General features: G+C 68.4%; 20 protein-coding genes and 1 tRNA gene. 6 read left to right on the top strand and 15 right to left on the bottom strand.

The window, feature by feature from the left end:
• Nucleotides 1–58 precede the first annotated feature (58 nt).
• The 4 genes from ACXN5S_RS12160 to ACXN5S_RS12145 all read right to left on the bottom strand — a co-directional run bounded on the left by ACXN5S_RS12160 (nt 59) and on the right by ACXN5S_RS12145 (nt 4,029).
• On the bottom strand, nt 59–940 hold the full coding sequence (locus tag ACXN5S_RS12160) for a F0F1 ATP synthase subunit gamma (RefSeq protein ID WP_458605698.1): 882 nt from the start codon (nt 938–940) through the stop codon (nt 59–61).
• A 25-nt stretch (nt 941–965) separates the two neighbouring features.
• A complete protein-coding gene (gene atpA / locus ACXN5S_RS12155) occupies nt 966–2,504 on the bottom strand; it encodes a F0F1 ATP synthase subunit alpha (protein ID WP_458605697.1) in 1,539 nt (512 codons plus the stop codon).
• The gene (locus ACXN5S_RS12150; RefSeq protein ID WP_458605696.1) at nt 2,504–3,064 is read right to left on the bottom strand and encodes a F0F1 ATP synthase subunit delta; all 561 of its coding nucleotides are present in this window, start codon (nt 3,062–3,064) and stop codon (nt 2,504–2,506) included. Before ACXN5S_RS12150 ends, atpA begins: the two co-directional genes overlap by 1 nt.
• 194 nt (nt 3,065–3,258) lie before the next feature.
• Nucleotides 3,259–4,029, bottom strand: coding sequence for a methyltransferase domain-containing protein (locus ACXN5S_RS12145; protein ID WP_458605695.1), 771 nt, complete (start codon nt 4,027–4,029; stop codon nt 3,259–3,261).
• A 62-nt stretch (nt 4,030–4,091) separates the two neighbouring features.
• Here ACXN5S_RS12145 and gloB point away from each other — a divergent pair, with 62 nt between their 5' ends.
• Together gloB and clpA are read left to right on the top strand one after the other, a co-directional pair.
• Nucleotides 4,092–4,859 (top strand): hydroxyacylglutathione hydrolase, encoded by a 768-nt coding sequence (gene gloB, locus ACXN5S_RS12140; protein ID WP_458605694.1) that lies wholly within the window; start codon nt 4,092–4,094, stop codon nt 4,857–4,859.
• Nucleotides 4,860–5,048: 189 nt separating this feature from the next.
• Nucleotides 5,049–7,379: an ATP-dependent Clp protease ATP-binding subunit ClpA gene (clpA, locus tag ACXN5S_RS12135; RefSeq protein ID WP_458605693.1), complete on the top strand. Its 2,331-nt coding sequence runs from the start codon at nt 5,049–5,051 to the stop codon at nt 7,377–7,379.
• 94 nt (nt 7,380–7,473) lie between these two features.
• On the opposite strand, the gene ACXN5S_RS12130 is transcribed toward clpA, so the two are convergent.
• From ACXN5S_RS12130 to ACXN5S_RS12115, 4 genes are all read right to left on the bottom strand, one after another.
• Entirely contained in the window at nt 7,474–8,430 is a 957-nt protein-coding gene (locus tag ACXN5S_RS12130) for a hypothetical protein (RefSeq protein WP_458605692.1), read from the bottom strand.
• A gap of 153 nt (nt 8,431–8,583) precedes the next feature.
• Complete coding sequence (locus ACXN5S_RS12125; protein WP_458605691.1) at nt 8,584–11,046, bottom strand: peptidoglycan -binding protein; 2,463 nt, start codon at nt 11,044–11,046, stop codon at nt 8,584–8,586.
• A complete protein-coding gene (locus ACXN5S_RS12120) occupies nt 11,046–12,167 on the bottom strand; it encodes a biopolymer transporter ExbB (RefSeq protein ID WP_458606047.1) in 1,122 nt (373 codons plus the stop codon). The genes ACXN5S_RS12125 and ACXN5S_RS12120 overlap by 1 nt, the downstream gene beginning before the upstream one ends.
• A 178-nt stretch (nt 12,168–12,345) precedes the next feature.
• Nucleotides 12,346–12,906, bottom strand: a complete 561-nt coding sequence (locus ACXN5S_RS12115) for a gamma-glutamylcyclotransferase (RefSeq protein WP_458605690.1) — start codon at nt 12,904–12,906, stop codon at nt 12,346–12,348.
• Nucleotides 12,907–12,963: 57 nt separating this feature from the next.
• Between ACXN5S_RS12115 and ACXN5S_RS12110 the strand changes: the two genes are divergently transcribed.
• A complete protein-coding gene (locus ACXN5S_RS12110) occupies nt 12,964–13,980 on the top strand; it encodes a DUF2125 domain-containing protein (RefSeq protein ID WP_458605689.1) in 1,017 nt (338 codons plus the stop codon).
• A 324-nt stretch (nt 13,981–14,304) separates the two neighbouring features.
• Here ACXN5S_RS12110 and ACXN5S_RS12105 read toward each other — a convergent pair whose 3' ends face one another.
• The 4 genes from ACXN5S_RS12105 to hisC all read right to left on the bottom strand — a co-directional run bounded on the left by ACXN5S_RS12105 (nt 14,305) and on the right by hisC (nt 18,986).
• Nucleotides 14,305–15,477: a BaiN/RdsA family NAD(P)/FAD-dependent oxidoreductase gene (locus tag ACXN5S_RS12105; RefSeq protein WP_458605688.1), complete on the bottom strand. Its 1,173-nt coding sequence runs from the start codon at nt 15,475–15,477 to the stop codon at nt 14,305–14,307.
• Between the two features lie 121 nt (nt 15,478–15,598).
• Nucleotides 15,599–16,984, bottom strand: coding sequence for an extensin-like domain-containing protein (locus ACXN5S_RS12100; protein ID WP_458605687.1), 1,386 nt, complete (start codon nt 16,982–16,984; stop codon nt 15,599–15,601).
• Nucleotides 16,981–17,913 carry a prephenate/arogenate dehydrogenase family protein gene (locus tag ACXN5S_RS12095; RefSeq protein WP_458605686.1) on the bottom strand — a complete coding sequence of 311 codons (933 nt, stop codon included), beginning with the start codon at nt 17,911–17,913 and terminating at the stop codon, nt 16,981–16,983. Before ACXN5S_RS12095 ends, ACXN5S_RS12100 begins: the two co-directional genes overlap by 4 nt.
• The gene (hisC, locus tag ACXN5S_RS12090) at nt 17,910–18,986 is read right to left on the bottom strand and encodes a histidinol-phosphate transaminase (RefSeq protein ID WP_458605685.1); all 1,077 of its coding nucleotides are present in this window, start codon (nt 18,984–18,986) and stop codon (nt 17,910–17,912) included. The genes ACXN5S_RS12095 and hisC overlap by 4 nt, the downstream gene beginning before the upstream one ends.
• A 544-nt stretch (nt 18,987–19,530) precedes the next feature.
• On the opposite strand from hisC, the gene recJ reads away from it, so the two are divergent.
• The gene (recJ, locus tag ACXN5S_RS12085; protein WP_458605684.1) at nt 19,531–21,273 is read left to right on the top strand and encodes a single-stranded-DNA-specific exonuclease RecJ; all 1,743 of its coding nucleotides are present in this window, start codon (nt 19,531–19,533) and stop codon (nt 21,271–21,273) included.
• Nucleotides 21,274–21,343: 70 nt separating this feature from the next.
• A tRNA-Glu gene (locus ACXN5S_RS12080) sits at nt 21,344–21,418 on the top strand.
• A gap of 50 nt (nt 21,419–21,468) precedes the next feature.
• Here the strand turns inward: ACXN5S_RS12080 and ACXN5S_RS12075 are convergent.
• Nucleotides 21,469–22,560, bottom strand: a complete 1,092-nt coding sequence (locus ACXN5S_RS12075) for a PAS domain-containing protein (protein WP_458605683.1) — start codon at nt 22,558–22,560, stop codon at nt 21,469–21,471.
• Nucleotides 22,561–22,629: 69 nt separating this feature from the next.
• On the opposite strand from ACXN5S_RS12075, the gene ACXN5S_RS12070 reads away from it, so the two are divergent.
• Entirely contained in the window at nt 22,630–22,875 is a 246-nt protein-coding gene (locus ACXN5S_RS12070) for a hypothetical protein (protein ID WP_458605682.1), read from the top strand.
• 51 nt (nt 22,876–22,926) lie between these two features.
• Here ACXN5S_RS12070 and ACXN5S_RS12065 read toward each other — a convergent pair whose 3' ends face one another.
• Both ACXN5S_RS12065 and ACXN5S_RS12060 read right to left on the bottom strand, forming a co-directional pair.
• Nucleotides 22,927–23,625, bottom strand: coding sequence for a 4'-phosphopantetheinyl transferase family protein (locus ACXN5S_RS12065; RefSeq protein WP_458605681.1), 699 nt, complete (start codon nt 23,623–23,625; stop codon nt 22,927–22,929).
• An 80-nt stretch (nt 23,626–23,705) separates the two neighbouring features.
• Nucleotides 23,706–23,972 (bottom strand): hypothetical protein, encoded by a 267-nt coding sequence (locus ACXN5S_RS12060; protein WP_458605680.1) that lies wholly within the window; start codon nt 23,970–23,972, stop codon nt 23,706–23,708.
• Nucleotides 23,973–23,993 lie beyond the last annotated feature (21 nt).

The raw sequence follows: 23,993 nt of genomic DNA, 5'->3' as shown, positions 1-23,993 counted from the left end.
GCGTCGTGGGCGCCTGATGTTGTGGCCGGCGCGGGGTTAGGCCCGCGCCGATGGGTCGTCAGAGCGCTTCGGCGCCCGAAATGATCTCGATCAGCTCGTTGGTGATGACGGCCTGACGCGAGCGGTTGAACTCGATGGTCAGCTTGTCGATCATCTCGCCCGCGTTCCGCGTGGCGTTGTCCATCGCGCTCATCTGCGCGCCGTTGAACGAGGCGTTGTTTTCCAGCAGAGCCGTGAAGATCTGCGTGGCCACGCCGCGTGGCAGCAGGTCGGCAAGGATCGCCTCTTCCGACGGCTCGTAATCGTAGAGCGCGCCAGAAGACCCCTCGTCCCCTTCTTCTTCCTCGAAGGCGGCGGGGATGATCTGCTTGGCGGTCGGCACCTGCGTCACGACGTTCTCGAAGACGGCGTAGAAGATCGTCGCCACGTCGAACTCGCCATTGGCGAAGCGGTCGAGAATGTCGCGCGCGATCTCCTGCGCGTTGCCATAGCCGATACGCTTGACGTCGGAGAGGTCGACATGGCCCACGAAGAGATGGCCCAGGTCGCGGCGCATCATATCGCGCCCCTTCTTGCCGACGGTGAGGATCTTCACCTCTTTGCCTTCGGCCAGCAGCTCTTCGACCCGAATCCGCGCTTTGCGCGCGATCGAGGCGTTGAAGCCGCCGCACAGGCCCCGCTCTGCCGTCATCACAACGATCAGATGGGTCTTGTCGCTGCCCGTGCCGGCCAGAAGCTTCGGCGCGCTGTCGCTGTCACCCACACCGGCCGCCAGCCCCGCCATGACGGCATTGAAGCGTTCGGCATAGGGGCGCGCGGCCTCGGCTGCTTCCTGGGCGCGGCGGAGTTTGGCCGCCGCGACCATCTGCATGGCCTTGGTGATCTTGCGCGTCGATTTGACGGACTCGATCCGGTTCTTGAGGTCCTTCAGAGAGGGCATGCCCTGTCCTCCTTATGGTTCCGGATCAGCTGAAATCGCGGGCGTATTCGTCGATCGCGGCTTTCAGCTTTTCCTCGGCCTCGCCTTTGATCTTCGGGTCTTCGCGCGTGATGTAATCAAGCACGTCCGACTTCTGGCCGCGCATGAACTTCAGCAGCCCGGCTTCCCAGCGCGACACGTCGCGCACGGCGACCTTGTCGAGGTAACCGTTCACACCGGCGTAGATGACGCAGACGATCTCGGCGTTGGTCAGCGGCGAATACTGCGGCTGCTTCATCAGCTCGGTCAGGCGGGCGCCGCGGTTCAGCAGGCGCTGCGTCGAGGCGTCGAGGTCGGAGCCGAACTGCGCGAAAGCGGCCATCTCGCGGTACTGCGCGAGCTCCAGCTTCACGGGGCCGGCGACCGACTTCATGGCAGAGGTCTGGGCCGACGAGCCGACGCGGCTCACCGAAAGGCCGGTATTCACGGCGGGGCGGATGCCCTGGAAGAACAGCTCGGTCTCAAGGAAGATCTGGCCGTCGGTGATCGAGATCACGTTGGTCGGGATGAAGGCCGAGACGTCGCCGCCCTGCGTTTCGATGATCGGCAGCGCCGTCAGCGAGCCCGAGCCGTGGTCTTCGTTCAGCTTGGCAGACCGCTCCAGCAGGCGGGAGTGCAGGTAGAACACGTCGCCCGGGTAGGCTTCACGGCCCGGCGGGCGGCGAAGGAGCAGCGACATCTGGCGGTAGGCGACGGCCTGCTTGGAGAGGTCATCGTAGATGATGAGCGCGTGCTTGCCGTTGTCGCGGAAGTACTCGGCCATGGCCGTCGCGGCATAGGGCGCGATGAACTGCATCGGCGCCGGGTCAGAGGCGGTCGCGGCCACGACGATGGAGTATTCCATGGCGCCGGTCGCTTCGAGACGCTTCACCAGCTGCGCGACGGTGGAGCGCTTCTGACCGATGGCGACGTAGATGCAGTAGAGCTTGTCGCTCTCGTTGTCGCCGGCGGCGTCGTTGTACGTCTTCTGGTTGAGGATCGTGTCCATCGCGATGGCGGACTTGCCGGTCTGACGGTCACCGATGATCAGCTCACGCTGGCCACGGCCGATCGGGATCATGGCGTCGACCGATTTCAGGCCGGTGGCCATCGGCTCGTGCACGGATTTGCGCGGAATGATGCCCGGCGCTTTCACGTCGGCGACGCGGCGCTCGGAGCCTTCAACGGCGCCCTTGCCGTCGAGCGGGTTGCCAAGGCCGTCGAGCACGCGGCCGAGCAGGCCCATGCCGGCGGGGACGTCCACGATCGAGTTCGTCCGCTTGACCGTGTCGCCTTCCTTGATGTCCTGGTCAGAGCCGAAGATCACGACACCGACGTTGTCGGTTTCGAGGTTCAGCGCCATGCCGCGGATGCCACCGGGAAACTCGACCATCTCGCCGGCCTGGATGTTGTCCAGCCCGTGGACACGGGCGATGCCGTCCCCAACGTTCAGCACGCGGCCAACTTCGGCGACTTCGGCTTCCTGGCCGAAGTTCTTGATCTGGTCCTTGAGGATCGCGGAGATCTCCGCAGCTTGGATCGCCATTACCGGGCCTCTTTCATGGAATTCTGCAGGGAGGAGAGCTTCGAGGAGATCGAGGTGTCGATCATCTTCGAGCCCAATTTCACTATCATGCCGCCGATGAGGCTTTCATCGACAGAGGTTTTCAACTTCACGGTCTTGCCGGATTTTTCGGCCAGCGTCTCGGACAGGCGCGTCTGCTGCGCCTCGCTGAGCGGCTGGGCCGAGGTCACTTCGGCCGTCACTTCGCCCTTTTCGTCGGCGATGCGGGCACGCAGCGCGTCCAGAAACTCCGGCAGCACGAACAGGCGGCGCTTGGCAGCCATCAGGCCAAGCACGTTGCGCATGGTCTCGGTCAGGCCCATGGCGCTGGCCAGGGCGGTGATCGCCTTGCCTTGCGCATCGCGCGAATAGATCGGCGAAGAGATCAGATCGGAAAAATCAGCACTTTCTTCCAGAGCGGTGTCGAGCGTGTCGACATCGGATTCAAGCGCGGCGATACCGCCTGCCTCGCTAGCGAGGTCATAGGCGGCAGAGGCATAGCGAGCGGCGATACCTACTGAAACTGAATGAGATTCGGACACGTCCCCTCTTCCGATGCGCAGGCCCGTTCGCCCCCTCCCAAAGGGCGCGAGTCGGGCATCCGGGAAAGGCCCGGCAAAGGTGCCCGGCCGTCAAATCAAGGCGCGTTTAGCAGTTGGAACCGGGTGCCGCAACAGGGTTGCCCAAAGGTTTCTTGGCCAAGCCATGCGCTTTCGTCATGGCTTTCCGCAAAGACCTACCGGTAGCGCGCATCTGGCGCTGAACGGCGGGCCGGTTCGGGCTGCGCGATGCCTTCCAACACACGCAGCGGCCGCCGCACAGCCTCTGGCAGGCCGGGCCGCGTGGGCTGGCTCGTCTGCTTGGTGGCTTCGACGATCAGCACGCCGCCCGCGGCGAAAACGGGGATGTGCCGGCCGGCGCTTTCCAGAAAGTTCGCCGCCTTGCGCCAGTTCCGCCGCACGCTCGGCGGCTGGTATAGTGTAGACAGCGACCTGCCCGGCTCGAATTCATGCGCCCGCAGCATTGCCTCGAGCTGGCCGATCGAGAACGGCCGCCCGTAGCCGAAGGGCGTGGCATCCGAGCGCGACCAAAGCCCCGCGCGGTTCGGCACGATGAACACCGCCCGCCCGCCAGGGCCAAGCACGCGCCAGGCTTCTTCCAGCAGCGCCGTCGGGCGCTCTGACGTCTCCAGCCCGTGCAGCAGCACCAGTTTGTCGACGGCCCCCGTTTCCACCGGCCAGAGCGATTCCTCGCAAAGAACAGAGACGTTTGGCATGCCAGCGGGCCAGTGCATCACGCCCTGCGGCGCCGGCATCAGCGCCATGACCCGCCGCGCGTCTTGCAGGTAGGGCCGCAGCAGCGGCGCGGCGAAACCGAAGCCGAGCACATACTGGCCCTTGGCCTCGGGCCAGAGCGTCTGCAGCTCGCCCCGCACGACCTTCTGAGCCGCGCGGCCGAGAGCCGAGCGATAATAGAAGTCGCGCAGGTCGGTCACATCCAGGTGCATTGAAGCCGCGGCCACTCTCCCTCACTCTTGAGGAAACATAAGCAAGCCCGGAGCCGAAAACCATGCCGATGACCATCACCACCCTTCCGGCCCGCAGCGACAACTACTTCTACCTTCTGCATGACGAGACCTCTGGCCGCACCGCGCTCGTCGATGCACCCGAGGCCGCGCCCATCCGCGCGGCGCTGGAAGAGCGCGGATGGGGGCTCGACGATATCCTCATCACCCATCACCACGGCGATCATACCGAGGCGGTGGACGAGCTGCGCGAGGCCTATGGCGCCCGCGTGACCGGGGCCGCACAGGATTCGCACCGCCTGCCCAAGCTCGACCGCTCGGTCGCGCCGGGCGAGACCTTCGATCTCTATGGAGAAGAGGTGCAGGTGATGGATGCGCCGGGCCACACCGTCGGCCATATCGCCTTCTACATGCCCGGCCCCGGCGCGCTTTTCTCGGCCGACAGCCTGATGGCGCTGGGGTGCGGGCGGCTGTTCGAGGGTACGCCAGAGCAGATGTGGGAGACGCTGCAGCGCTTTGCCGCGCTGCCGGAGGAGACGATGGTCTACTCGGGCCATGAGTACACCGCCGCCAACGCAGCGTTCGCGATGTCTATTGAACCGGACAATCGCGACCTTATCTCTCGCAAGCAGCGGGTCGACGAGGCCCGCGCCGCGGGCCGTGCCACCGTTCCTTCCCTTTTAAAGGAAGAGCTTGCGACAAATCCGTTCCTGCGGGCCGGCGCACCGCAGATCAAATCCTCACTCGACATGGCGGATGCAACCGATGTCGAGGTGTTCGCCGAAATCCGCCGCCGTAAGGATCGGTTCTAACCACCCGGTCGCCCCTTCAACCCGATGCCGAGAAACTGTGCCTTTGCACCCCCGCTCACCAATCGTGAACTGCCGAGTCTAAATTTTCTCTTGAAGATGCGCCGAAAGAACCGAACCTTAAACCTTGAAGGCCACGGTCAGGACGGGCCCTACCCCCATCCAGGCCCCGAGCAGAGGAGCACGTAACCTGTGCCGTCTTTTTCGACAACGCTTGAGCAATCCATCCATGCCGCCCTCGCCCTCGCGAATTCGCGCCGGCACGAGCTGGCCACGCTGGAGCATCTGCTCCTCGCCCTCGTAGACGAGCCCGACGCTGCCCGCGTGATGCGGGCCTGCAGCGTCGACCTCGAAGATCTTCGCAAGACGCTCGAAGACTTCATCGAGGACGATCTCTCCACCCTTGTGACGGATGTCGAAGGGTCCGAGGCCGTGCCCACGGCCGCGTTCCAGCGCGTGATTCAGCGCGCCGCCATCCATGTTCAATCCTCCGGCCGCACAGAGGTGACCGGCGCCAACGTGCTCGTCGCGATCTTCGCCGAGCGTGAGTCGAATGCCGCCTACTTCCTGCAGGAGCAGGAGATGACGCGCTATGACGCGGTGAACTTCATCGCGCACGGCGTCGCCAAGGATCCGGCTTTCGGCGAAAGCCGCCCTGTCACCGGGGCCGATCCGTCCAAGGAAGACGAGCGCGAGAGCGCCTCGTCCTCCTCCAGCGATGAAAAGGAGAGCGCGCTGGCCAAATATTGCGTCGACCTGAATGCCAAGGCCACCAAGGGGGATGTCGATCCCCTCATCGGCCGCGCGCATGAGGTGGAGCGTTGCATTCAGGTGCTCTGCCGCAGGCGCAAGAACAACCCGCTGCTCGTGGGCGACCCGGGCGTCGGGAAAACGGCGATTGCCGAAGGTCTGGCCTACAAGATCGTGCGCGATGAAGTGCCCGAGGTTCTGTCGGGCGCCACCATCTTCTCGCTCGACATGGGCGCGCTTCTGGCCGGCACCCGCTACCGCGGCGACTTTGAAGAGCGGCTGAAGGCCGTGGTGACGGAGCTCGAAGAGCATCCCGACGCCGTGCTCTTCATCGATGAGATCCACACGGTCATCGGCGCCGGCGCCACCTCCGGCGGGGCCATGGACGCCAGCAACCTCCTGAAGCCCGCGCTTCAGGGCGGCAAGCTGCGCTGCATGGGCTCCACCACCTACAAGGAGTTCCGCCAGCACTTCGAGAAGGACCGCGCGCTGAGCCGCCGGTTCCAGAAGATCGACGTGAACGAGCCGAGCGTGGAAGACGCGGTGAAGATCCTTCAGGGCCTCAAGCCCTATTTCGAAGAGCATCACGCCATCCGCTACACCTCCGATGCCATCAAGACGGCGGTGGAGCTTTCGGCCCGCTACATCAACGACCGCAAGCTGCCCGACAAGGCGATCGACGTGATCGACGAAGCCGGCGCGGCCCAGCACCTGCTGGCCGAAAGCAAGCGCCGCAAGACCATCGGCACCAAGGAGATCGAGGCCGTCGTCGCCAAGATCGCCCGCATCCCGCCGAAGAACGTCAGCAAGGATGACGCAGAGGTGCTGAAGGATCTCGAAGGCAGCCTGAAGCGTGTGGTCTTCGGCCAGGATGACGCCATCGTGGCGCTCTCCTCCGCGATCAAGCTGTCGCGGGCGGGCCTGCGCGAGCCGGACAAGCCGATCGGCAACTACCTCTTCGCCGGCCCGACCGGCGTGGGTAAAACCGAGGTGGCCAAACAGCTGGCAAGCACGCTGGGCGTCGAGATGCTGCGCTTCGACATGTCGGAATACATGGAGAAGCACGCTGTCTCGCGCCTCATCGGTGCCCCGCCCGGCTATGTGGGCTTCGACCAGGGCGGTCTTCTAACGGACGGCGTCGACCAGCACCCGCATTGTGTGCTCCTGCTCGACGAGATCGAGAAGGCGCACCCGGATGTCTTCAACATCCTCTTGCAGGTGATGGACCACGGCACGCTGACGGATCACAACGGTCGCTCTGTCGACTTCCGCAACGTGATCCTGATCATGACGTCGAACGCCGGCGCGCAGGAGCAATCGAAAGAGGCCATCGGCTTCGGCCGTGACCGCCGCGAGGGCGAGGATACCGCCGCCATCGAGCGGACGTTCACGCCGGAATTCCGCAACCGTCTGGATGCGGTGATCTCCTTCGGCCGCCTGCCGCAGACGGTGATCGAGCAAGTGGTCGAGAAGTTCGTGCTGCAGCTCGAGGCCCAGCTGATGGACCGCAACGTCCATATCGAGCTGACGCCGGAAGCCGCCAAATGGCTGGCCGAGAAGGGCTACGACGACAAGATGGGCGCCCGCCCGCTGGGCCGGGTGATTCAGGAGCACATCAAGAAGCCGCTGGCGGAAGAGCTTCTCTTCGGCAAGCTGCAGAAGGGTGGCATCGTCACGGTCACCATCGAAGACGGCAAGATCGCCCTCGTCTACGAGGCGCCGGAGAACAAGCGCCTCTCGGGCAACAAGCCGCCGCTGCTGACGGCGGAGTGAGCCAGACCAAGCGACATGAAACGGGGCGGGAGGAAACTCCCGCCCCGTTTGGATTCAGCCATTCAGCTAGAAGCACCGGCTGAAATCTGGCGGCTTAGAAAAAGAACGTCGTGTCGTCCTCGTCGCCCTGCTGCCCCGGCTCTTTCCGGCCTGGCGATCTCAGGCCTCCCAGAACAGCCACCCAGAGAGCGGCAGCCCGGTCATCGCCGGCAGAAGTCGCGGCGGCGAGGGCCCGCTCCGCACGGGCCAGCCGCATGTCATCGAGACCTGAGCGATCCTGCCTGCAGAACTGCCGGTAGAGTGCAATCCGCACGGCCCGCGCCGCCGCCTCGCCTGTCTCTCGGGCTAAGGCCGGAAGCGCATCGTCCTGCAGCCAGAACAGCGCCTGCCGGTCACTGGCGGGGATGCCCGGCTCTTCGCGAGTGCCGACAATCTCCACCTCGCTGAGGCCGCATTCCGACAGTGCTTCGCCGGCGCCGCTCGTATTCAAATCCCACAGCCAGTCCGCCTCTTCGACGAGATAGCGCAGGCGTGCAGAGGGCGCCGGCATCTCGGCTAGCAAGCCGGGATAGAGCGCCTCCGCGATCTCACGGGGATTTTCCCCCTCGATAATCTGGCATGGGATCGAGACGCCCGCGATCTGCTCCTTCGTCTCGGCCTCTGCAGCGCGGGCATTGGCGGCAGCGAGACGCTCGGCCGCGCTCTGTAGCCCGGTCGCGGCACGACGCATGGCGGCGTCCTTCCGCACTCCTCTGAACACACCCTTCTCAAGGGCGAGCACCAGCACATCGGCCGCACCGACAATCTGCTCGTTGAAGCTGAAGCCGCGCAGCTCGTAGGCCTTGGCCGCGGTGACCGCGCCGGCCACCGCGTGAGCGTCTTCGAGCAGCACCGCAACCTCGGCTTCATCACGCCCGACATCCAGCAGCGCACCGTGCAGCGCCGTGTGGAAGGTCGCTTCGCGCCGCTTGTCGCCCCACCAGGTGGGGGCATCGAAATTCCCCGAACTCAAGGTGGCTAGCGCATCAGCCTGAGCGGCTTCGTAGCGCAACTTCGTGCGATGAGCATGGTCGCTCAGGCGACGCCGGAGCGACCGACCTAGACCGAACACGCCGACATCCAAGATTTGTGCAAGTCACCCGTCGCCATTGCGCCCCCTCCTCCTGATCGCACCACCTCGCTGGCAAGGCCCGAGGGGCCGCCCCTACCGCTCCGTCAGCTTCAGCTCGATGCGGCGGTTCAGCGCGCGGGCCTCGTCGCTGTCGCCCTCGGCGATGGGCTGGAATTCACCAAAGCCGTTGGCAGACAGGCGGTTGGGGGCGATGCCCTCTTCGTTGATGAGGTAGAGCACCACCGACAGGGCGCGCGCCTGGCTCAGCTCCCAGTTGCTGGCATAGGTGCCGGAGATCGGCGTGTTGTCGGTATGGCCATCGACGCGGATCACCCAGTCGATCTCGGGCGGGATCTCGTCGGAGATGCGGCGCAGGATCTCGGCGACGGCGGAAATGTCTTCCTCGCCCGAGGCCGACAGCTCGGCCGAGCCCGGCGGGAACAGCACCTCGGAGTTGAAGATGAAGCGGTCGCCGACGATCTGCACCCGGTCGACATCTTCGAGGATCGAGCGGAGCCGCCCGAAGAATTCCGATCGGTAGGAGGCCAGCGTCGTCGCCTCTTCCGCCGACAGGCGTGCCTCATCCTCCAGCCGCTGGCGTTCGTTCTCTTCCAGCGTCTCCCTGCGCTGCGCCTCCAGCGCGGCGCGGGCGAGGGCGGCGTTGAGACGGGAGCCGAGGTTCTCGATCTGCGCCGCCGAATCCTCCGCCTCCTGCTCCTTCAGGTCGAGCGCGGTGGAGAGCTGTGAAAGCTGGGCGCGCAGCGCGGCGACCTGCTCGTTGAGTGCGGTCACGCGCAGCTGGCTTTCCTCCGTCAGCTGCTCCTGATTGCTCAGCTCCTCGCGGGCCTGGGCGAGCAGCCTGTCCTGGCGCTCGGCCTCGCTGAGCTGCGTCTCGGCCTCTTGCTGCGCGGCCAGTGCGGCCGACAGGCGGGCCTGCAGCGCGGCGCGGTCTTCCTCGGCCTGGGCCTGGTCCTGCGTCAGGTTTGCCACCTGGTCGCGCGTGTCCTCCAGCTCCAGCAGCGCGGCGCGCAGGCGGTCTTCCAGCGAGGCCTGCGTCTCGCCAAGTTCGCCGCGCGCGGCCAACTCGGTCTCCGCCGCCTGGCGGGCGAGGATAGCGGCGGCCAGACGCTCCTGAATGTCGGCGCGCGCGGCCTCGCCCTCTGCCAGCGCCGCTTGCAGCGCTTCCTCAGCGGCAGCGAGGTCGCCCTCGGCGGTTTCGCGCGAGGCAATGGCGGCGGCGAGGCGGGTCGTCAGATCGGCGCTCTGCGCGTCGGAGGCTTCAAGCGCGGCCTCGGCGGCCTGCAGCTGCGCGTCGGTGCTGTCCTGCACCTCCAGTGCCGCGAGCAGCCTTGCATCCAGTTCGGCCTGCTCATCCTGCGCGGCCGCGGCGGCCTCTTCCGCCTGAGTGCGGGCGAGGATGGCCTCGGCGAGGCGGGTGTCGAGATCGTCGCGGGCAGCGCGGGCGGCGGACAGCAGGGTGAGCGTCTCCTCGGCCTCGCGGCGCTGCTCTTCCAGCGCCAGCGACATCGCGGTCAGCTCGGCATCGGCATCTTCGAGCCGCTGACGAAGGGCTTCGGCGGCGGCGGCCTCGGCGAGGCGGGCCTCCTCCTCGTCGGTCAGCGCCTCGGCATTGCGGGCGGCGGCGGCGAGCAGATCCTCGATGCGCGCATCGGCCTCTTCGCCCTCGGCGCGCAGGCGGGCCAGCTCGTCCTCTGTCGCCGCGTCATCCTCCAGCAGGGCCGCGATGCGGGCGGCGGCATCTTCCTTGTCGGCCTCGAGCTGGGCGATGGCATTGGCGGCCCGGGCGGCTTCGTCGCTGAGATCGGCATTGGTGCTCTGCAGATCGGCGATCTGCGTCGTCGCCGCGTCCTGGCTTTGCTGCAGGTCGGCGATCAGCGCCTCCATCGCCTCGCGGCGGGCGGCGGCGAGGCGGGCATTCTCATCCGCCTCGGAAATCTCGTCGCGCGCCTGGGCCAGCGCCAATTGCAGCGCCTCTTCCTCGGAGATCAGCCGCGCCTGCGCTTCTTCGAGATCGGCGATGCGGGCGGCGGTGCCCTCGGCCTCGTCCTGCAGGCCGGCGATGGTGGCGGCATCCTCTTCGCTGCTGCTGCGCAGCTCGGCGATCAGCGCCTGGTTCTCGCTGCGCTGGGTCAGCAGGCCCGCGACCTGCGCCTCGAAGCCGGTGATGCGGTTCTCGGCCTCTTCCAGCGCGGCCTCGGCGCTGTCGCGATCCTGCGTTAGGCTGGCGATCAGCGCCGATTGCTGCGCGATCTGGGCGTTCTGATCGTCAAGCGAGGCGTTCAAGGTGCCGACCTGATCGGTCAGCTCGGCATTGCGGTCGCGCGCCAGGCCCAGCGCATCCGTCAGCGAGGCGACCTCCAGCGACAGGGCATCGAGCTCGCTCTCCTGGCCGGTGATGGTGTCGCGGAGCACGAATTGCACGACGGTGAACACCGTCAGCACGAACATCAGCACCAGCAGAAGGCCGGTCATCGCATCCACGAAGCCCGGCCAGATATTGGCGTTGAAGCGCTGGCTGCGACGGCGAAGCGCCATCAGCTCTCATCGCCCGAGGCGCGCGGCACCTCGCGCAGCGGCCTGTTCTGCTGGCGGAGCGCCCTTGTGAGGCTGGAGATATCGGTGCGCAGCTCCGACATCGTCTCCTGCCGGCCGGCGACCATCTCTTCGAGGAGCCGCAGCAATTGCACGTCGATCGAGCGCAGGCGCATGCGGCTCTCCGGGTCCATGCCCTCGCCGGCATCGCCGAGCCGCTCCAAGAGCTTCTCCTGCGCCTCGGCCACGCGGGCCAGCGGAGCGGAGGCATCCTGGCTTTCGATGTTCTGCGCGAGCGCGCCGATCACGGTGGTCAGCTCGGCGAGGCGCCTGTCGGTATCGGTGCGGGCGATATCGGTGGCGGTGAACACCTCCTGCAGCGCCTCGATCTGCTCGGCGAGCCGGTCGGCCACCTGGCTCATCACGGCCACATCGCCGCCGCCCTGCTCATCGTTGCCCGCAAAGCCGATGCGGGTGATCGAAGACATCCACTCTTCGAGCTCGCGGTAGAAGCGGTTCTGCCCATGCGTGGTGAAGAGCTCCAGCAGGCCCACGATCAGGCTGCCCGCAAGGCCGAGCAGCGACGAGGAGAAGGCCGTGCCCATGCCGCCGAGCTGCGCCTGCAAGCCCGCCTGTAACCGCTCGAAAATGTCGGTGCCGCTCTCCCCCTCCTGCGGGCTGAGCGAGCCGATGGTGTCGACCAGCGCCGGCACCGTGGTGGCGAGGCCGTAGAATGTACCGAGAAGGCCGAGGAAAATCAACGTGTTGCCGAGATAGCGGGTGATCTCGCGCTGCTCGTCGATCCGCTGGCCGATGGAATCGAGGATCGTCTGCGACGAGGCGGTCGAAAGCTGCAGCACCCGGCTGGCCCGGCTGCGCAGCAGCGTTGCCAGCGTCGCCAGCAGCGAGGGCGGCTGGCCGACCTGGTGGCGCGTATTGGCGAAATCCTCGATCCAGCGGACAGAGAACATCAGCATGATGACCTGCCGGAAGCAGGACAGCACGCCAAGTACGAAGACCAGCGCGATGACGCCGTTCAGATAGGGGTTGGCATCGTAGATCGCCAGAAAGGTCGGCAGGGCCAGCCAGCAGCCGGCGCCGACGACGACGATCGCCGCGACCATGGCCACGATCTGGCGCAGGGGCTGCGTGAAATGCGGCTCTGCCTCGGGCTCGCGGGGGGCACTCAAAACGTCTCTGCCTCGTTCATACTACAGGGCATCGGGTTGCCCCTCGGCATTCACGCCGACATTACGGGGCCGGCTTGCGGATACCAAAGCGAAAAGCCGTGAAATGGCAAGGCTAGTGCCCGGCGCCGCCAGCATCCGAGGGAGGTGTGGCACTCAACTGGCGCACCTTTTCGGCCAGCGCGTCGAGCGCCGGGTCTGCCAGGCCGATTTCGCCCAAGTGTGCGGCGGTATTGAAAAGGTACTCGCTGTTGGGCCCGCGCCCGCCTTTGGCCCGGGCGATCATCTCGACCTGCACCGCGGCATCGTAGCGGCAGTACTGCCGGTGCGTCCGGTCAACCACGTAAGTCACTGCGGTGACGACGCGCCCGTCCTCCAGCACCAGCGGCAGGTGCCGCTCCTGATAGGCGCTGGAGATCAGCTCGCGCTCGCGCAGGGCAGCGAGCACCGGCTCCTCCTCCGCGGCCGGCACCTTCAGGGCCAGGCCGTGGCAGGTGCTGCCGGGGGTCTCGTCGAGCGCGAGCACGAGGCCCGGCTCTTCCTCGCTGCCGCGATGGTGGATCGAGAGCATGCAGAAGCTGCGCTCGAACCCGTCGAGACGCGCGATCACCGCCTCTTCCGGCGTGAAACCGGGATTCCAAAGCAGCGATCCGTAGCCGAACACCCACAAGCTCATCTGGCCCTCCATGGCGCGCGCTTGTAAGGGAGCGGCAGGCAAGACGAAAGGCGAGCGATGCGGTTTCTCACAGGTCTGGTCCTCGTGCTCGCGGCGCTCTACGCCGGCTACTGGGTTGTCGGGCGCACAGGCGTGACGCGCGGCGCCGAGGCGCTGCAGACCAACCTCGCCGAAGAGGGTGTGGCGCTGGAGTGGGACGAGCTGCGCGTGCGCGGCTTCCCCTCGCGCTTCGACACCATCCTGACGGAGCCACGGGCCGAAGACCCGGAGGCCGGCATCGCCTGGTCCTCGCCCTTCCTGCAGATCATGGCGCTCTCCTACCGCCCCAACCGCGTCATCGCCGCCTTCGCGCCCGAGCAGAGCATCAGCACGCCCGGCGGCGACATCGAGATCACCAGCGAGGGCATGCGCGCCTCGGCCGGTGTGCGCCCCGCGCTCGACGTGCCGCTCGACCATGCAACGCTGGAGGCCACGTGGGTGCAGCTCGATGGCGGCGGCGCCCTCGGCAGCTGGCAGGCGCGGGCCGACGATCTGCTCTTCGCCTTCCGCGAGGGCGCAACGCCGGAGGAGGGGGATGGCGCCGCCTATGACGTCTACCTCACCGCCACGCCGCTCGCCCTGCCCGCAGAGCTGCTCCGCCAGCTCGACCCGGCGCAGCGGATGCCGGACGAGATCGCCTCGCTCCGCGCCGATGTCACGCTCGGCCTCTCCGGCCCCATCGCCGCCCGCGCCAGCGCCGAGCCAGAGGTGGAGAGCGCCAGCCTGCGCGAGGTCGAGATCGTCTGGGGCGAGGCCAGCGCCGCGGCCAGCGGCACCGTCACCATCCGCCCCGACGGGCGGCCGGAGGGGCGGATCGACCTGGTGCTCACCAACTGGCCCCTCGCGCTCGACCTCGCCACCGATGCCGGGCTCGTGGACGAGCGCCTGAAAGGCACCTGGGAAGCGGCGGCCCGCGCCCTGGCGCAGGGCGACGAGAGCCGGCTGGAGGTGCCGCTGGTCTTCACGAACGGGCGGATGAGCATCGGCCCCCTGCCCGCCTTCGCGCCGGCGCCGGTGCTGTTTCCGCCCCGCTGAGGCGGGATCTCGGGCAGGCGGATGTGCCTGGGGGCGCTGCCCCCAGACCCCCGGGATATTTGGAGAAAAGCGAGAGGGAAGAGGGGCGCGCCTTACTGTTGGACGCTGTGCGGATGAAGTTCGGACATGCGGGTCATCTGGGCGTTTCTGGAGCGCCCTGCCTTTACCGGTCGCTGCGCGCGGGCTGAGAAAGGTCGGCTACGCGGGACGGAGCGGGCTTTCCCAGGGGAGGTATCGACGTTCGTCTCTTTGGCACGGGCTGCTGCTGACGATGCCCACCGGCCCACCGGCCAGCGGGGGATGCATCCATGCCATTCAACGCTCTCAGCGACCGCGCCGTTCGCAAACCGCTTGTCCGGCGGCCCATCCCGAAGACCACGCCCATTGGAAATTATAGCCTCCGAGCCAGCCCGTGACATCGACCGCCTCGCCGATGGCATAGAGCCCCGGAACCGCCTTCGCCTCCATCGTGCGCGACGAGAGCGCGTCGGTTGAGATGCCGCCCGCCGTGACCTCGGCCTTGGCATAGCCCTCGGTGCCGGTCGGATGGAAGGTCAGCTGCTGCAGCTCTGCGGCAACGCGCCCGATGTCCTGATCGGACGCGTTGCCCATCTCCGTCTCCAGCCCGATGCGCGCGGCCAGAACCTCCGCCAGGCGGTTCGGAAGATGGTCGCTCAGCACGGAGCGCAGCCGGCTGCGCGGCGAGTGCCGCCGCGCCTCGCGCAGGATCTCTTCGGCCTTCTCGAGCACGGTCAGCACGAGCGGCGCCCCGGGCGTCCAGTAAGAGGAGGCCTGAAGGATGGCCGGCCCCGAGAGCCCACGGTGTGTGAAGAGCGCGGCCTCGGAAAAGGCGGCCCCGCCGGTCCTTGCCGTCACCGGTGTCGACACGCCGGAAATCTCGCGGAAGGCCTGCGCGTCCGGCCCCAGTGTCATGGGCACGAGGGCCGGCCTTGGCGGCACGACAGGCAGGCCGAAGCGCCCGGCGATCTGGTAGGCGATGCCGGTGGCCCCCATCTTCGGGATCGAGGGGCCGCCGGTTGCGATGACCAGCTGCCGGGCCGACGCGCCGGCCACGCGGAAGAGCCCGTCGCCATGGCCGATTTCCCCGATTTCGGTCGACAGGCGGATCTCGACATGGCCCCGGGCGCATTCCTCCAGAAGCATCGCCACGACCTGCCGCGCGGAGCCATCGCAGAAGAGCTGCCCCAGCGTCTTCTCATGCCAGGCGATCCCGTAGCGGTCGATCAGCCCGAGGAAATCCCACTGCGTATACCGGGCGAGCGCGGATTTGGCGAAATGCGGGTTCTGTGAGAGGAAGCAGTCTGCCTCGACGCCCATATTGGTGAAGTTGCAGCGGCCGCCGCCTGAGATCAGGATCTTCTTGCCTGCCTTGTCGGCATGATCGAGCAGGAGCACCCGGGCCCCGCCCTGCCCCGCTGTCGCGGCGGCCATCAGACCGGCAGCTCCGGCGCCGAGCACAATCAGATCGTATGTCATGGCGGTCCCCTACGACAGGCTGCCGGACAAGAAAATGGCGCGCACGGCGCTTGTGCTTGCGGACGCCGAGCTTCCTCGCAGCAGGTGTTGCAGGCTCTGCCTCAGTCCTGACACCCGCCTGTCAGCGGCAATAGCTGCCGGAGCGGTAGCGGGCCGTGTCGAAATGGAAGTGATCGCGGTGCGCCGCATTCGCCGTGGGGCCGAGGACGGTGCCGAAGATTCCGCAGGCATTGCTGTGCAGGGCCCGCAGCTCGCTGCCGAACGACGAGCCGCCCCAGTTGCGCAGCACCGAGATCGAGGTGCCGTCGCGCAGGGTGAACCCGCCGATGTCGATCGCATGGCCGAAGGCATGTTCCGACAGGCGGGCGCTCGGGTCGCCATTGCGGCCCCGGCAGGAATAATCGCCCATGATCGACAGCCCCGCCAGCCCGCCGCCCCGGCCAGATAAAGTGGGGATGGCGACGCGCTGCACCCAGGCGTTGAGCGTCTCGGCGGTGCGGCAATCCATCGTGGCGGGATAGGAGAGGCGGATGCCACCGACGGAGCGCACCTGCACCGCATCGGTCACGCCGCAGGAGCCGGGGCCGGGCACATTGCCCAGCCGGTCGCCCTGGATGTCGACATTGCCGCAGACGGCGCCGCGCTCGCGCAACGCCCGCTGCTCCAGCGCAACGCGGGTGATCTCTGCCGGGCGCTCGGGCGGGCGATAGGCCTTGGCGACGGCAAGGGCCGAGAGCTCGGGCATGGCCGGGGCAGGCTCGCCGTTCGGCAGCTCGGCGGGCATCTCCGGGTCGGGCAGCGGCACGGCGGCCAGCGCCCGCTCGGGCCGAAGTTCGGGGCGGCCGGGGGCACTGGCCATGGGCTGTTCGCGCGGCTCGGGGCGCTGATGCGGGCCGAAGGGCACCTCTTCGAGGCCAGGAGCGCGGAGGGCGAGCTCTTCCAGCACCGGATTCTGCGGCGGCTCGGCCACCGGCGCGGGCACGAGCGTGACGAGGGGCGCATCGTCTGCCCGGGCCGCCGGAGCGGGGGCCGGAGAGAGCTGCGGGGCGGGCGCGAGATCGCCGGTGGGGGCGAAGAAGGTCTCGCGCCGCTGATAGGGCGCGTTGGCGACGCCGTGGGCCAGGTCCTCGGCCGCCGGCTCGTCGAAGAACTCCGCCTCTGCCGCGAGCTGGGCGGGGGCCGGGACGGGCACCTCTGCGATCAGCGCCGGGTCGATGGCGGGGTTGGCCGGGGCGGCTTCTGCGGCGGGCGCGGGTTGCTCGGCCGCGGCAGCCTGCGCCGCGCGCCGCTGATCGTCCGCCAGGGCGGCCAGCGGAATTGCGGCGCGCATGGCGGAGACTGGCGCCTCTGCCTCATCCGGGCGCGTGGCCGGGCGGGCCGGCGGCTCGGGCGCGGGGCGCTGTTCGGGGCGGAGCGCGGCCTGCGGGGCCAGCTGGCTCTCCTCCTGGGCGGCTGCCGGATGGGCGGCGAGCAGCATGAGGGCCAGCAGCGGGGCGAGGCGCGTCATCCCGCGGTCCCGTCCTTCTTCGAGGGCGTGCGCCCGAAGTTCGGCGCGGCGGTATCCTGGCCGGCATCGATGATGCCGCGGCGGATGGCGCGGGTGCGCGTGAAGTAATCGTGCAGCAGCTCGCCGTCGCCGGTGCGGATCGCGCGCTGCAGGGCGAAGAGCTCCTCGGTGAAGCGGCCGAGGATCTCCAGCGTCGCTTCCTTGTTGGTGAGGAAGACATCGCGCCACATCGTCGGGTCGGAGGCCGCGATACGAGTGAAATCGCGGAAGCCGGCGGCGGAGAACTTGATGACCTCGCTGTCGGTCACGCGGCTGAGGTCATCCGCCACGCCGACCATCGTGTAGGCGATGAGGTGCGGGGTGTGGCTCGTCACGGCCAGCACGAGGTCGTGGTGGGCGGCGTCCATCTCTTCGACATTCGCGCCGAGGCCTGTCCAGAACCGCTCCAGCCGGTCTGCGGCGGCCCGGTCGGCACCTTCGGGGACGAGGATCGTCCAGCGGTTGTCGAAGAGCTCGGCGAAGCCGGAGCGCGGGCCGGAATGCTCCGTTCCGGCCAGCGGGTGGGCAGGGATGAAATGCACGCCCTCGGGGATATGCGGGCCGACGGCGGCGATCACCGCCTGCTTGACCGAGCCGACATCGCTGACGGTGGCGCCGGGCTTCAGCACCGGCGCGATTTCTTCGGCCACGGCCCCCATGGCGCCGACAGGCACGGCGAGGATGACGAGGTCGGCGCCCTCGGCCGCCTCCGCCGCCGTCTCGGCGACCTCGTCCACCAGCCCGATCTCGCGGGCGGTGGCGCGGGTTTCGGGCGAGCGGGCATAGCCGGTGATGGTGCCGGCGAGGCCGGCGCGGCGCATGGCATGGGCCATCGAGCCGGCGATCAGGCCGAGGCCGATCAGCGCGACCTTATCGTAGATGACGCTCACGCCTGCCTCCAATCCGTCAGGGCCGCGATCACCCGGCCCGTGCCCGCCTCGTCGCCCACCGTGATGCGCAGCCCCTCGGGGAAGCCGTAGCCTGCCACCCGGCGCACGATGATGCCCTCGGCCTGCAGCGCGGCATCGGCAGAGACGGCCTCTTCGGCGCTGGCAAAGCGGGCCAGCACGAAATTGGCGGCGCTGTCGTCGGCGGCCAGGCCGAGCTGACGCAGCGCGCCAGTCAGCCGCGCCCGCTGAGCGGCGTTGAGGGCGACGCAGTCTTCCACCCAGGCGCGATCACGCACGGCGGCCTCGGCGGCGGCGAGCTGGATGCCGGAGAGGTTGAAGGGCTGGCGGATGCGATTGAGCACGTCGATCATCTCCGCCGCCGCATAGCCCCAGCCGATGCGCAACCCGCCGAGCCCGTAGAGCTTGGAGAAGGTGCGCGTGACCAGCACGTTGGGCCGGCTGGCGGCAAGGCTCATGCCGCCGTCATGGCCGCCGGCATATTCGATATAGGCCGCGTCGAGCACGAGGATCACATCCTCCGGCAGGGCATCGGCCAGCTCGGCCAGCTCCTCCTCCGGCAGCAGGGTGCCGGTGGGGTTGCCGGGGTTGGTCAGCAGCACGATGCGGGTGCGGGGCGTGATGGCGGCGAGGATGGCGGCAGGGTCGACCCGCCGCTCGGTCTCGGGCACGCAGACGGGCGTGGCGCCGGCCATGCGGGCCAGGATCGGGTACATCGAGAAGCCGTGCTCGGTGTGGATGATCTCGTCGCCCGGCCCTGCATAGGCTTGCGTCACGAATTGCAGCACCTCGTCAGAGCCGACGCCGCAGATGATGCGGGCGGGGTCGAGCCCGTGCACCTCGGCGATGGCGGCGCGGAGGGCAGCGTGATCGGTCGGCGGATAGATGTGCGCGCGGGCGGCGGCGGCGGCGATGGCCTGCTGCGCCGAGGGCGGGGGGCCGAGCGGGTTCTCGTTGGACGACAGTTTGAGCACGTCGGAGCGCCCTGCAATGGCGCTCTGGCCGCCCTGGTAGAGGGCGATCTCCATCAGGCCGGGCTGCGGCTGGGCGGGCATGGTACGATTCCTCAAAGCTCCGCGCGTCTTAACGCCGGGGCGGAGGGCTGGCCAGTGCCGAGGATGCGGTGGAGCGGGGGATGGCCGGGCGCGCTGGTCGGCCTGGCCCCGGCGCGGCACCGTAGGGCGGGCTTCAGCCCGCCGCGCCCTCTCTGCCCCGCAGAGCGGGCAGCCCACTAAGACAAAACGGCGAAGCTGGGCATGTCCCACTCTCATCCCCCCGCCCCGGCCCGCACGCGGGGCGAGCGCCGGCTCGTGGGGTGGCGCTCCCACGGCTCCGCTACCGCGCTTTATGCCCGCAACGCCCCGCCCCGCGGCCCGCTCCGCACCCAGCTCAGCCAGAGCGCCAGCCCGCGGGACGGGCCGGCGCTCGCCCTGCGCCTGCGGCGCGCACCGGGCTGGGCGCATAGCGGTGGCCGCGGGAGCTCGCGCAACATCCTGCGCCTTCCGCCTGAATGAATAGGGCACGAGCGGAGAGAGCGGCGGCGCGACGCCCGCCCCTCCCACCGCTTGCGCCCCGGCCCCCAAGGGTTAGAGAGACCCCATGGAAGCCTTCCTCGGAGTGTCGTCGTCGCTGTCGGGCCGGCCCTGGGCGGGGCCGGACGAGATGTCGCGCCGGGCCGCCGAGACCCTCGCCCAGGCGCATGCCCTGCCCCTGCCCCTCGCCGCCATCCTCGCCCGCTGCAAGGTGCCGGCCGAAGAGGTGCCAGGCTTCCTCGACCCCAAGCTGCGCGACCTCATGCCCGACCCGCGCCTGATGAAGGACATGGAGCGCGCCGCCGCCCGGGTGAACCGCGCCGTCACCGCCGGCGAGCGCATCGCCATCTTCGCCGATTACGACGTCGACGGCGCTGCCTCTGCCGCCCTGCTCCTCGTCTGGCTGCGCGGGCTCGGCCGCGAGGCCACGCTCTACATCCCCGACCGCATCGACGAGGGGTACGGCCCCAACGAGCCGGCGATGGAGCGCCTCGCCGCCAATCACGACCTGATCGTCTGCGTCGATTGCGGCACGCTCAGCCATGGCCCGGTCGCCGCCGCCGAAGGCGCCGATGTCGTCATCCTCGACCACCACCTCGGCGGCGAGACCCTGCCCGAGGCGCTGGCCGTCGTGAACCCCAACCGGCAGGACGAGAGCGGCGATCTCGGCCATCTCTGTGCCGCCGGGGTGGTCTTCCTGATGCTGGTGGAGGCCCGTCGCCAGCGGCGCGACGCGGGCCTGCCGCCCGGCCCCGACCTCATGGGCCTGCTCGACCTCGTCGCGCTGGCCACGGTGGCCGACGTGGCGCCCCTGATCGGCGTCAACCGCGCCTTCGTGCGCACCGGCCTGCAGGTGATGGCCCGCCGCGAGCGCCCAGGCCTCGCCGCGCTGGCCGATGCCGCCGGGGTGGCGACGGCGCCGACGGATTATCACCTCGGCTACGTGCTCGGCCCCCGCATCAACGCTGGCGGCCGCGTCGGGCGGGCCGATCTGGGTGCCCGCCTCCTCTCCACGGAAGATCCCGCCGAGGCCGCCGCGCTCGCCGACCGGCTCGACGGGCTCAACCGCGAGCGCCGCGAGATCGAGGCCGCCGTGCGCGCCGCCGCCCTCGCCCAGGCCGAAGCGCGTGGCCTGGAGGCGCCGCTCGCCTGGGCCGGCGGCGAGGGCTGGCATCCCGGCGTCGTCGGCATCGTGGCGGCCCGGCTGAAGGAGACGGCGGACAGGCCCTCTGTCGTGATCGGCTTCGACGGCGACGAGGGCAAGGGCTCCGCCCGCTCGGTGCCCGGCATCGATATCGGCGCCGCCATGCAGCGCCTCGCGCAGGAGGGGCTGATCGCCCGGGGCGGAGGCCACCGCATGGCCGCCGGCCTCACGCTCAGCCGCGAGCAGCTCGAGCCGGCCATGGCCCGCCTCACCGAGCTGCTGGCCGCCCAGGGCGCCGGCGCGCAAGGCCCCCGCCTGCTGCGACTCGACGGGCTGGTATTGCCCACCGCGGCGACGCCGGAGCTGATCGCCCGCCTCGCCGGTGCCGGCCCCTTCGGCGCCTCGGCCCCTGCCCCGCGGTTCGCCCTGCCCGATTGCCGCATCCTCGATGCGCGCCAGGTGGGCGACGGGCATCTGAAGCTGACAATCGGCGAGGGCAACACGCGGCTCGGCGCCATCGGCTTCGGCCAGATCGACAGCAACCTCGGCCTCGCGCTCATGCGTCATGCCGGTCAGCGCTTCCACCTCGCCGGGCGGCTAGAACTGAACCATTGGAACGGCCGCACCAGCGCGCAGCTCATGCTCGATGACGCTGCGCCAGCGTGAACCGATTTTTCCGCGAAACCCTCTTGCGGAGGCAAAACGCTTTAGCTAGATCACGCCGCACGCCAAACGTGGCCCGTTCGTCTATCGGTTAGGACGCCAGGTTTTCAACCTGGAAAGAGGGGTTCGATTCCCCTACGGGCTGCCACTGGTGTTTCCCCACATACCAGGCTCACCGGCACTACAGCGAATGACCCGCTATTCCGCCGGAACGAAGTCCACCGTCACCCGCGTGCCGCCCTCGCCTGACTGAACGTCTAGGCTGGCACCAAGCGTCTGGGTGAGCGCCGTGATGATGCTGCCGCCCACGCCCGAATGGCCGTGGTGGCCGGTCGTGTCGAGCGTGCCGCCCTCGCTTTTGGCCTGCTCGCGCTGCGCGGCGACGCTGCGGGCATCGAAGGGCCAGTTGCTGCCCTCGGGCAAGCCGATGCCGTCATCCGCCACGACCAGTCGCACCCCGCCCTCCGGCAGCTCATGGAACTCCACAGACACGCTGCCACGGTCGCGGCCCGCGAAGGCATGTTCCAGCGCGTTGGTCAGCAGCTCCGAGAGCAGCAGCCCCAGCCGCGCCGCCTGATCGACCGGCAGGTCGACCTCGTCGCAATCGACATTGACGCGGATCGCGCTGCCACCCTCCAGGCCGGTGACGACGGCCACGATACGGCTGAGATAGCCGCCGACATGCATCAGCTCCCCCGGCCCCGTCCGGGTGCTGGCTGCGAAGAGCTCCTCATAGAGCAGCGCCAGCGCCTCGACCCTTCGGCCCACGGCGCGCAGCGAATCCGGTGTCACCTTCCGGCTCGCCTGCACGCGGATCATCGAGACGACGAGGCCGAGGTGGTTCTTCACCCGGTGCTGCAGCTCGCGCAGCAGGGCGAGCGAATCCTCCGCCGACGCATCGATGTCGCTGGCCTCAGGCGGCGGGCCGATATCCCGCTGGACGCTGAAATAGGCCGTGACCTCGCCATCGGCGCCCTTGATCGGTGCGATCAGAAGCTGATTGCGAAAGACCGTGCCATCGGCCTTGTGATTGGTGATGGTGGTCTGAAATTCCTCGCCCCGTCGCAGCCCCTCGCGCAGAGCCTCGACCTCTTCGGGTTGGGTCTGGTCGCCCTGCAGAAAACGGCAATTCCGCCCCAGCGCGAATGCGCGGCTGTAAAGCGTCATTCTCTGAAAGGCGTCGTTGACGTAAGTGATCGGATCGTCGTCGAGATTGGGGTTGGTCATGACGATCGAGAATGGCGCCTGGTCGATTTCCTCCGACCCCATGGCACTCGGTTGATCGTTCATTTTCCTTCCCCCGCATCGGTCACAAGACAAAGAATATCGGCGCGAAACGCCAGTTCGCAACCTCCTGCTGTGAAACATTTCATGTATCTGGCGCCGCGCGGCTACGTCACAGGACGCAGAAATTCTGCCTGCACCGGTCAATATCTTCGGCAGAGAATTGTGAATGATGACATGCTGCAGAATCTGCCATTCCAAGGCGCGACGAGAATAGGCGGGATGCATCTTCAAGATGAGCTCGCCGGAAACGCCGGAGCGCGCAATCGCCATCATCCAGAGCGCGGCAAGAATGAGCAGGCTGATTTGCCGGCCTCGTGAATGCTCCGCTCAGATGATGACGAGCGGAAAGAGGGAGGCCCGATCAGAAACTTAGCCGAGCGCGACGACCGTCAGCACCAGCCCGCCGCAAAGCGCATAGCTGAACGGCAGCACCCGCTCGCCGTGCAGCGGGTCTGCGCCCGGCCCGAGCGTGACACGGGGCGGGGCAAAGGCGACCCGCGCGTCGGAGAAGTTGAGGAAGCTGCCGTTGGTCGGCCAGAAAGCCTTGAACACGGCCTCCTTGGCGCCGAAGCGCAGGGTTTCGGTCTCGATGCCCTTGGGGCTGAGCAGTTTGCCCTCTTCCGGGTTCGGCAGCTCGCCGGCGGCGCGAATGGTGAAGGCGATGTCTTCCGTCACCCGCCCGTTCACCTCGATATCGAGCCCCAGTGACCGGCCCCGCCCGGCGGGGCCGACGATGGCGGCAGCCCAGCCCGCGGCATGGGTGATCGAGCCGATGACGCCCTCCGGCCAGACAGGCGCGCGATGGGCGCCGACGGGGATCGCAACGGGCCCGTGCCCGAGCCGAGCCAGCGCCTTGCGCGCCGCCGTGCGGCCAGCGGCGAACTCCGCGCGGCGCGACGCGACGGCCCGGACGACGTAGGAGCTCTCGTTGTCCATCAGCGGCTCGGCGTGTTCGATGGGCACGGCGGCGACGGCAGCCCAGGGCGGGGCGAGCCGCGCCAACGCATCATCGAGCTCCGCCTCGGTCGTCTCGACGGCGCATTCCGGTTGATCGATGAGGTAAGACACGTTCCGCTCCCGTTTGCGGCAAGCTAGTGCAAAGCCCAAGGCTCTGTCACCGGCTGAAACGATAGTGGTTGCCGGGTGCGTCAATCTCGCCCAGGTGGCCTGGTCAGCCGCCAGTTTTCGCCAGGATCGATGACGTCGGCGGCAGGGCGACCGAGGAGCTGCGCGAGCCCGACCTGCCCGATCAGCTCCGCCGGTACGGTGACAGCCATCCCCAGCGCCACCGCCGCCACGCGGCCGTCGAAGTCGCGCGGGGTCTCCCTCCGCGCCACATCGACACGCGCCCAGGCGGCATCGAAGATCTGCGTGTCGATCTTGCTGCCGCCGAGGTCGCCCCCGGCGGCCATCATGCCCGGATGCCGCTCATGCCT

The sequence above is a fragment of the Pseudoroseicyclus sp. H15 genome (assembly GCF_054353345.1).
Note: the sequence above shows the minus strand (reverse complement) of the source record. Positions and strands in the feature narration are given on the sequence as shown.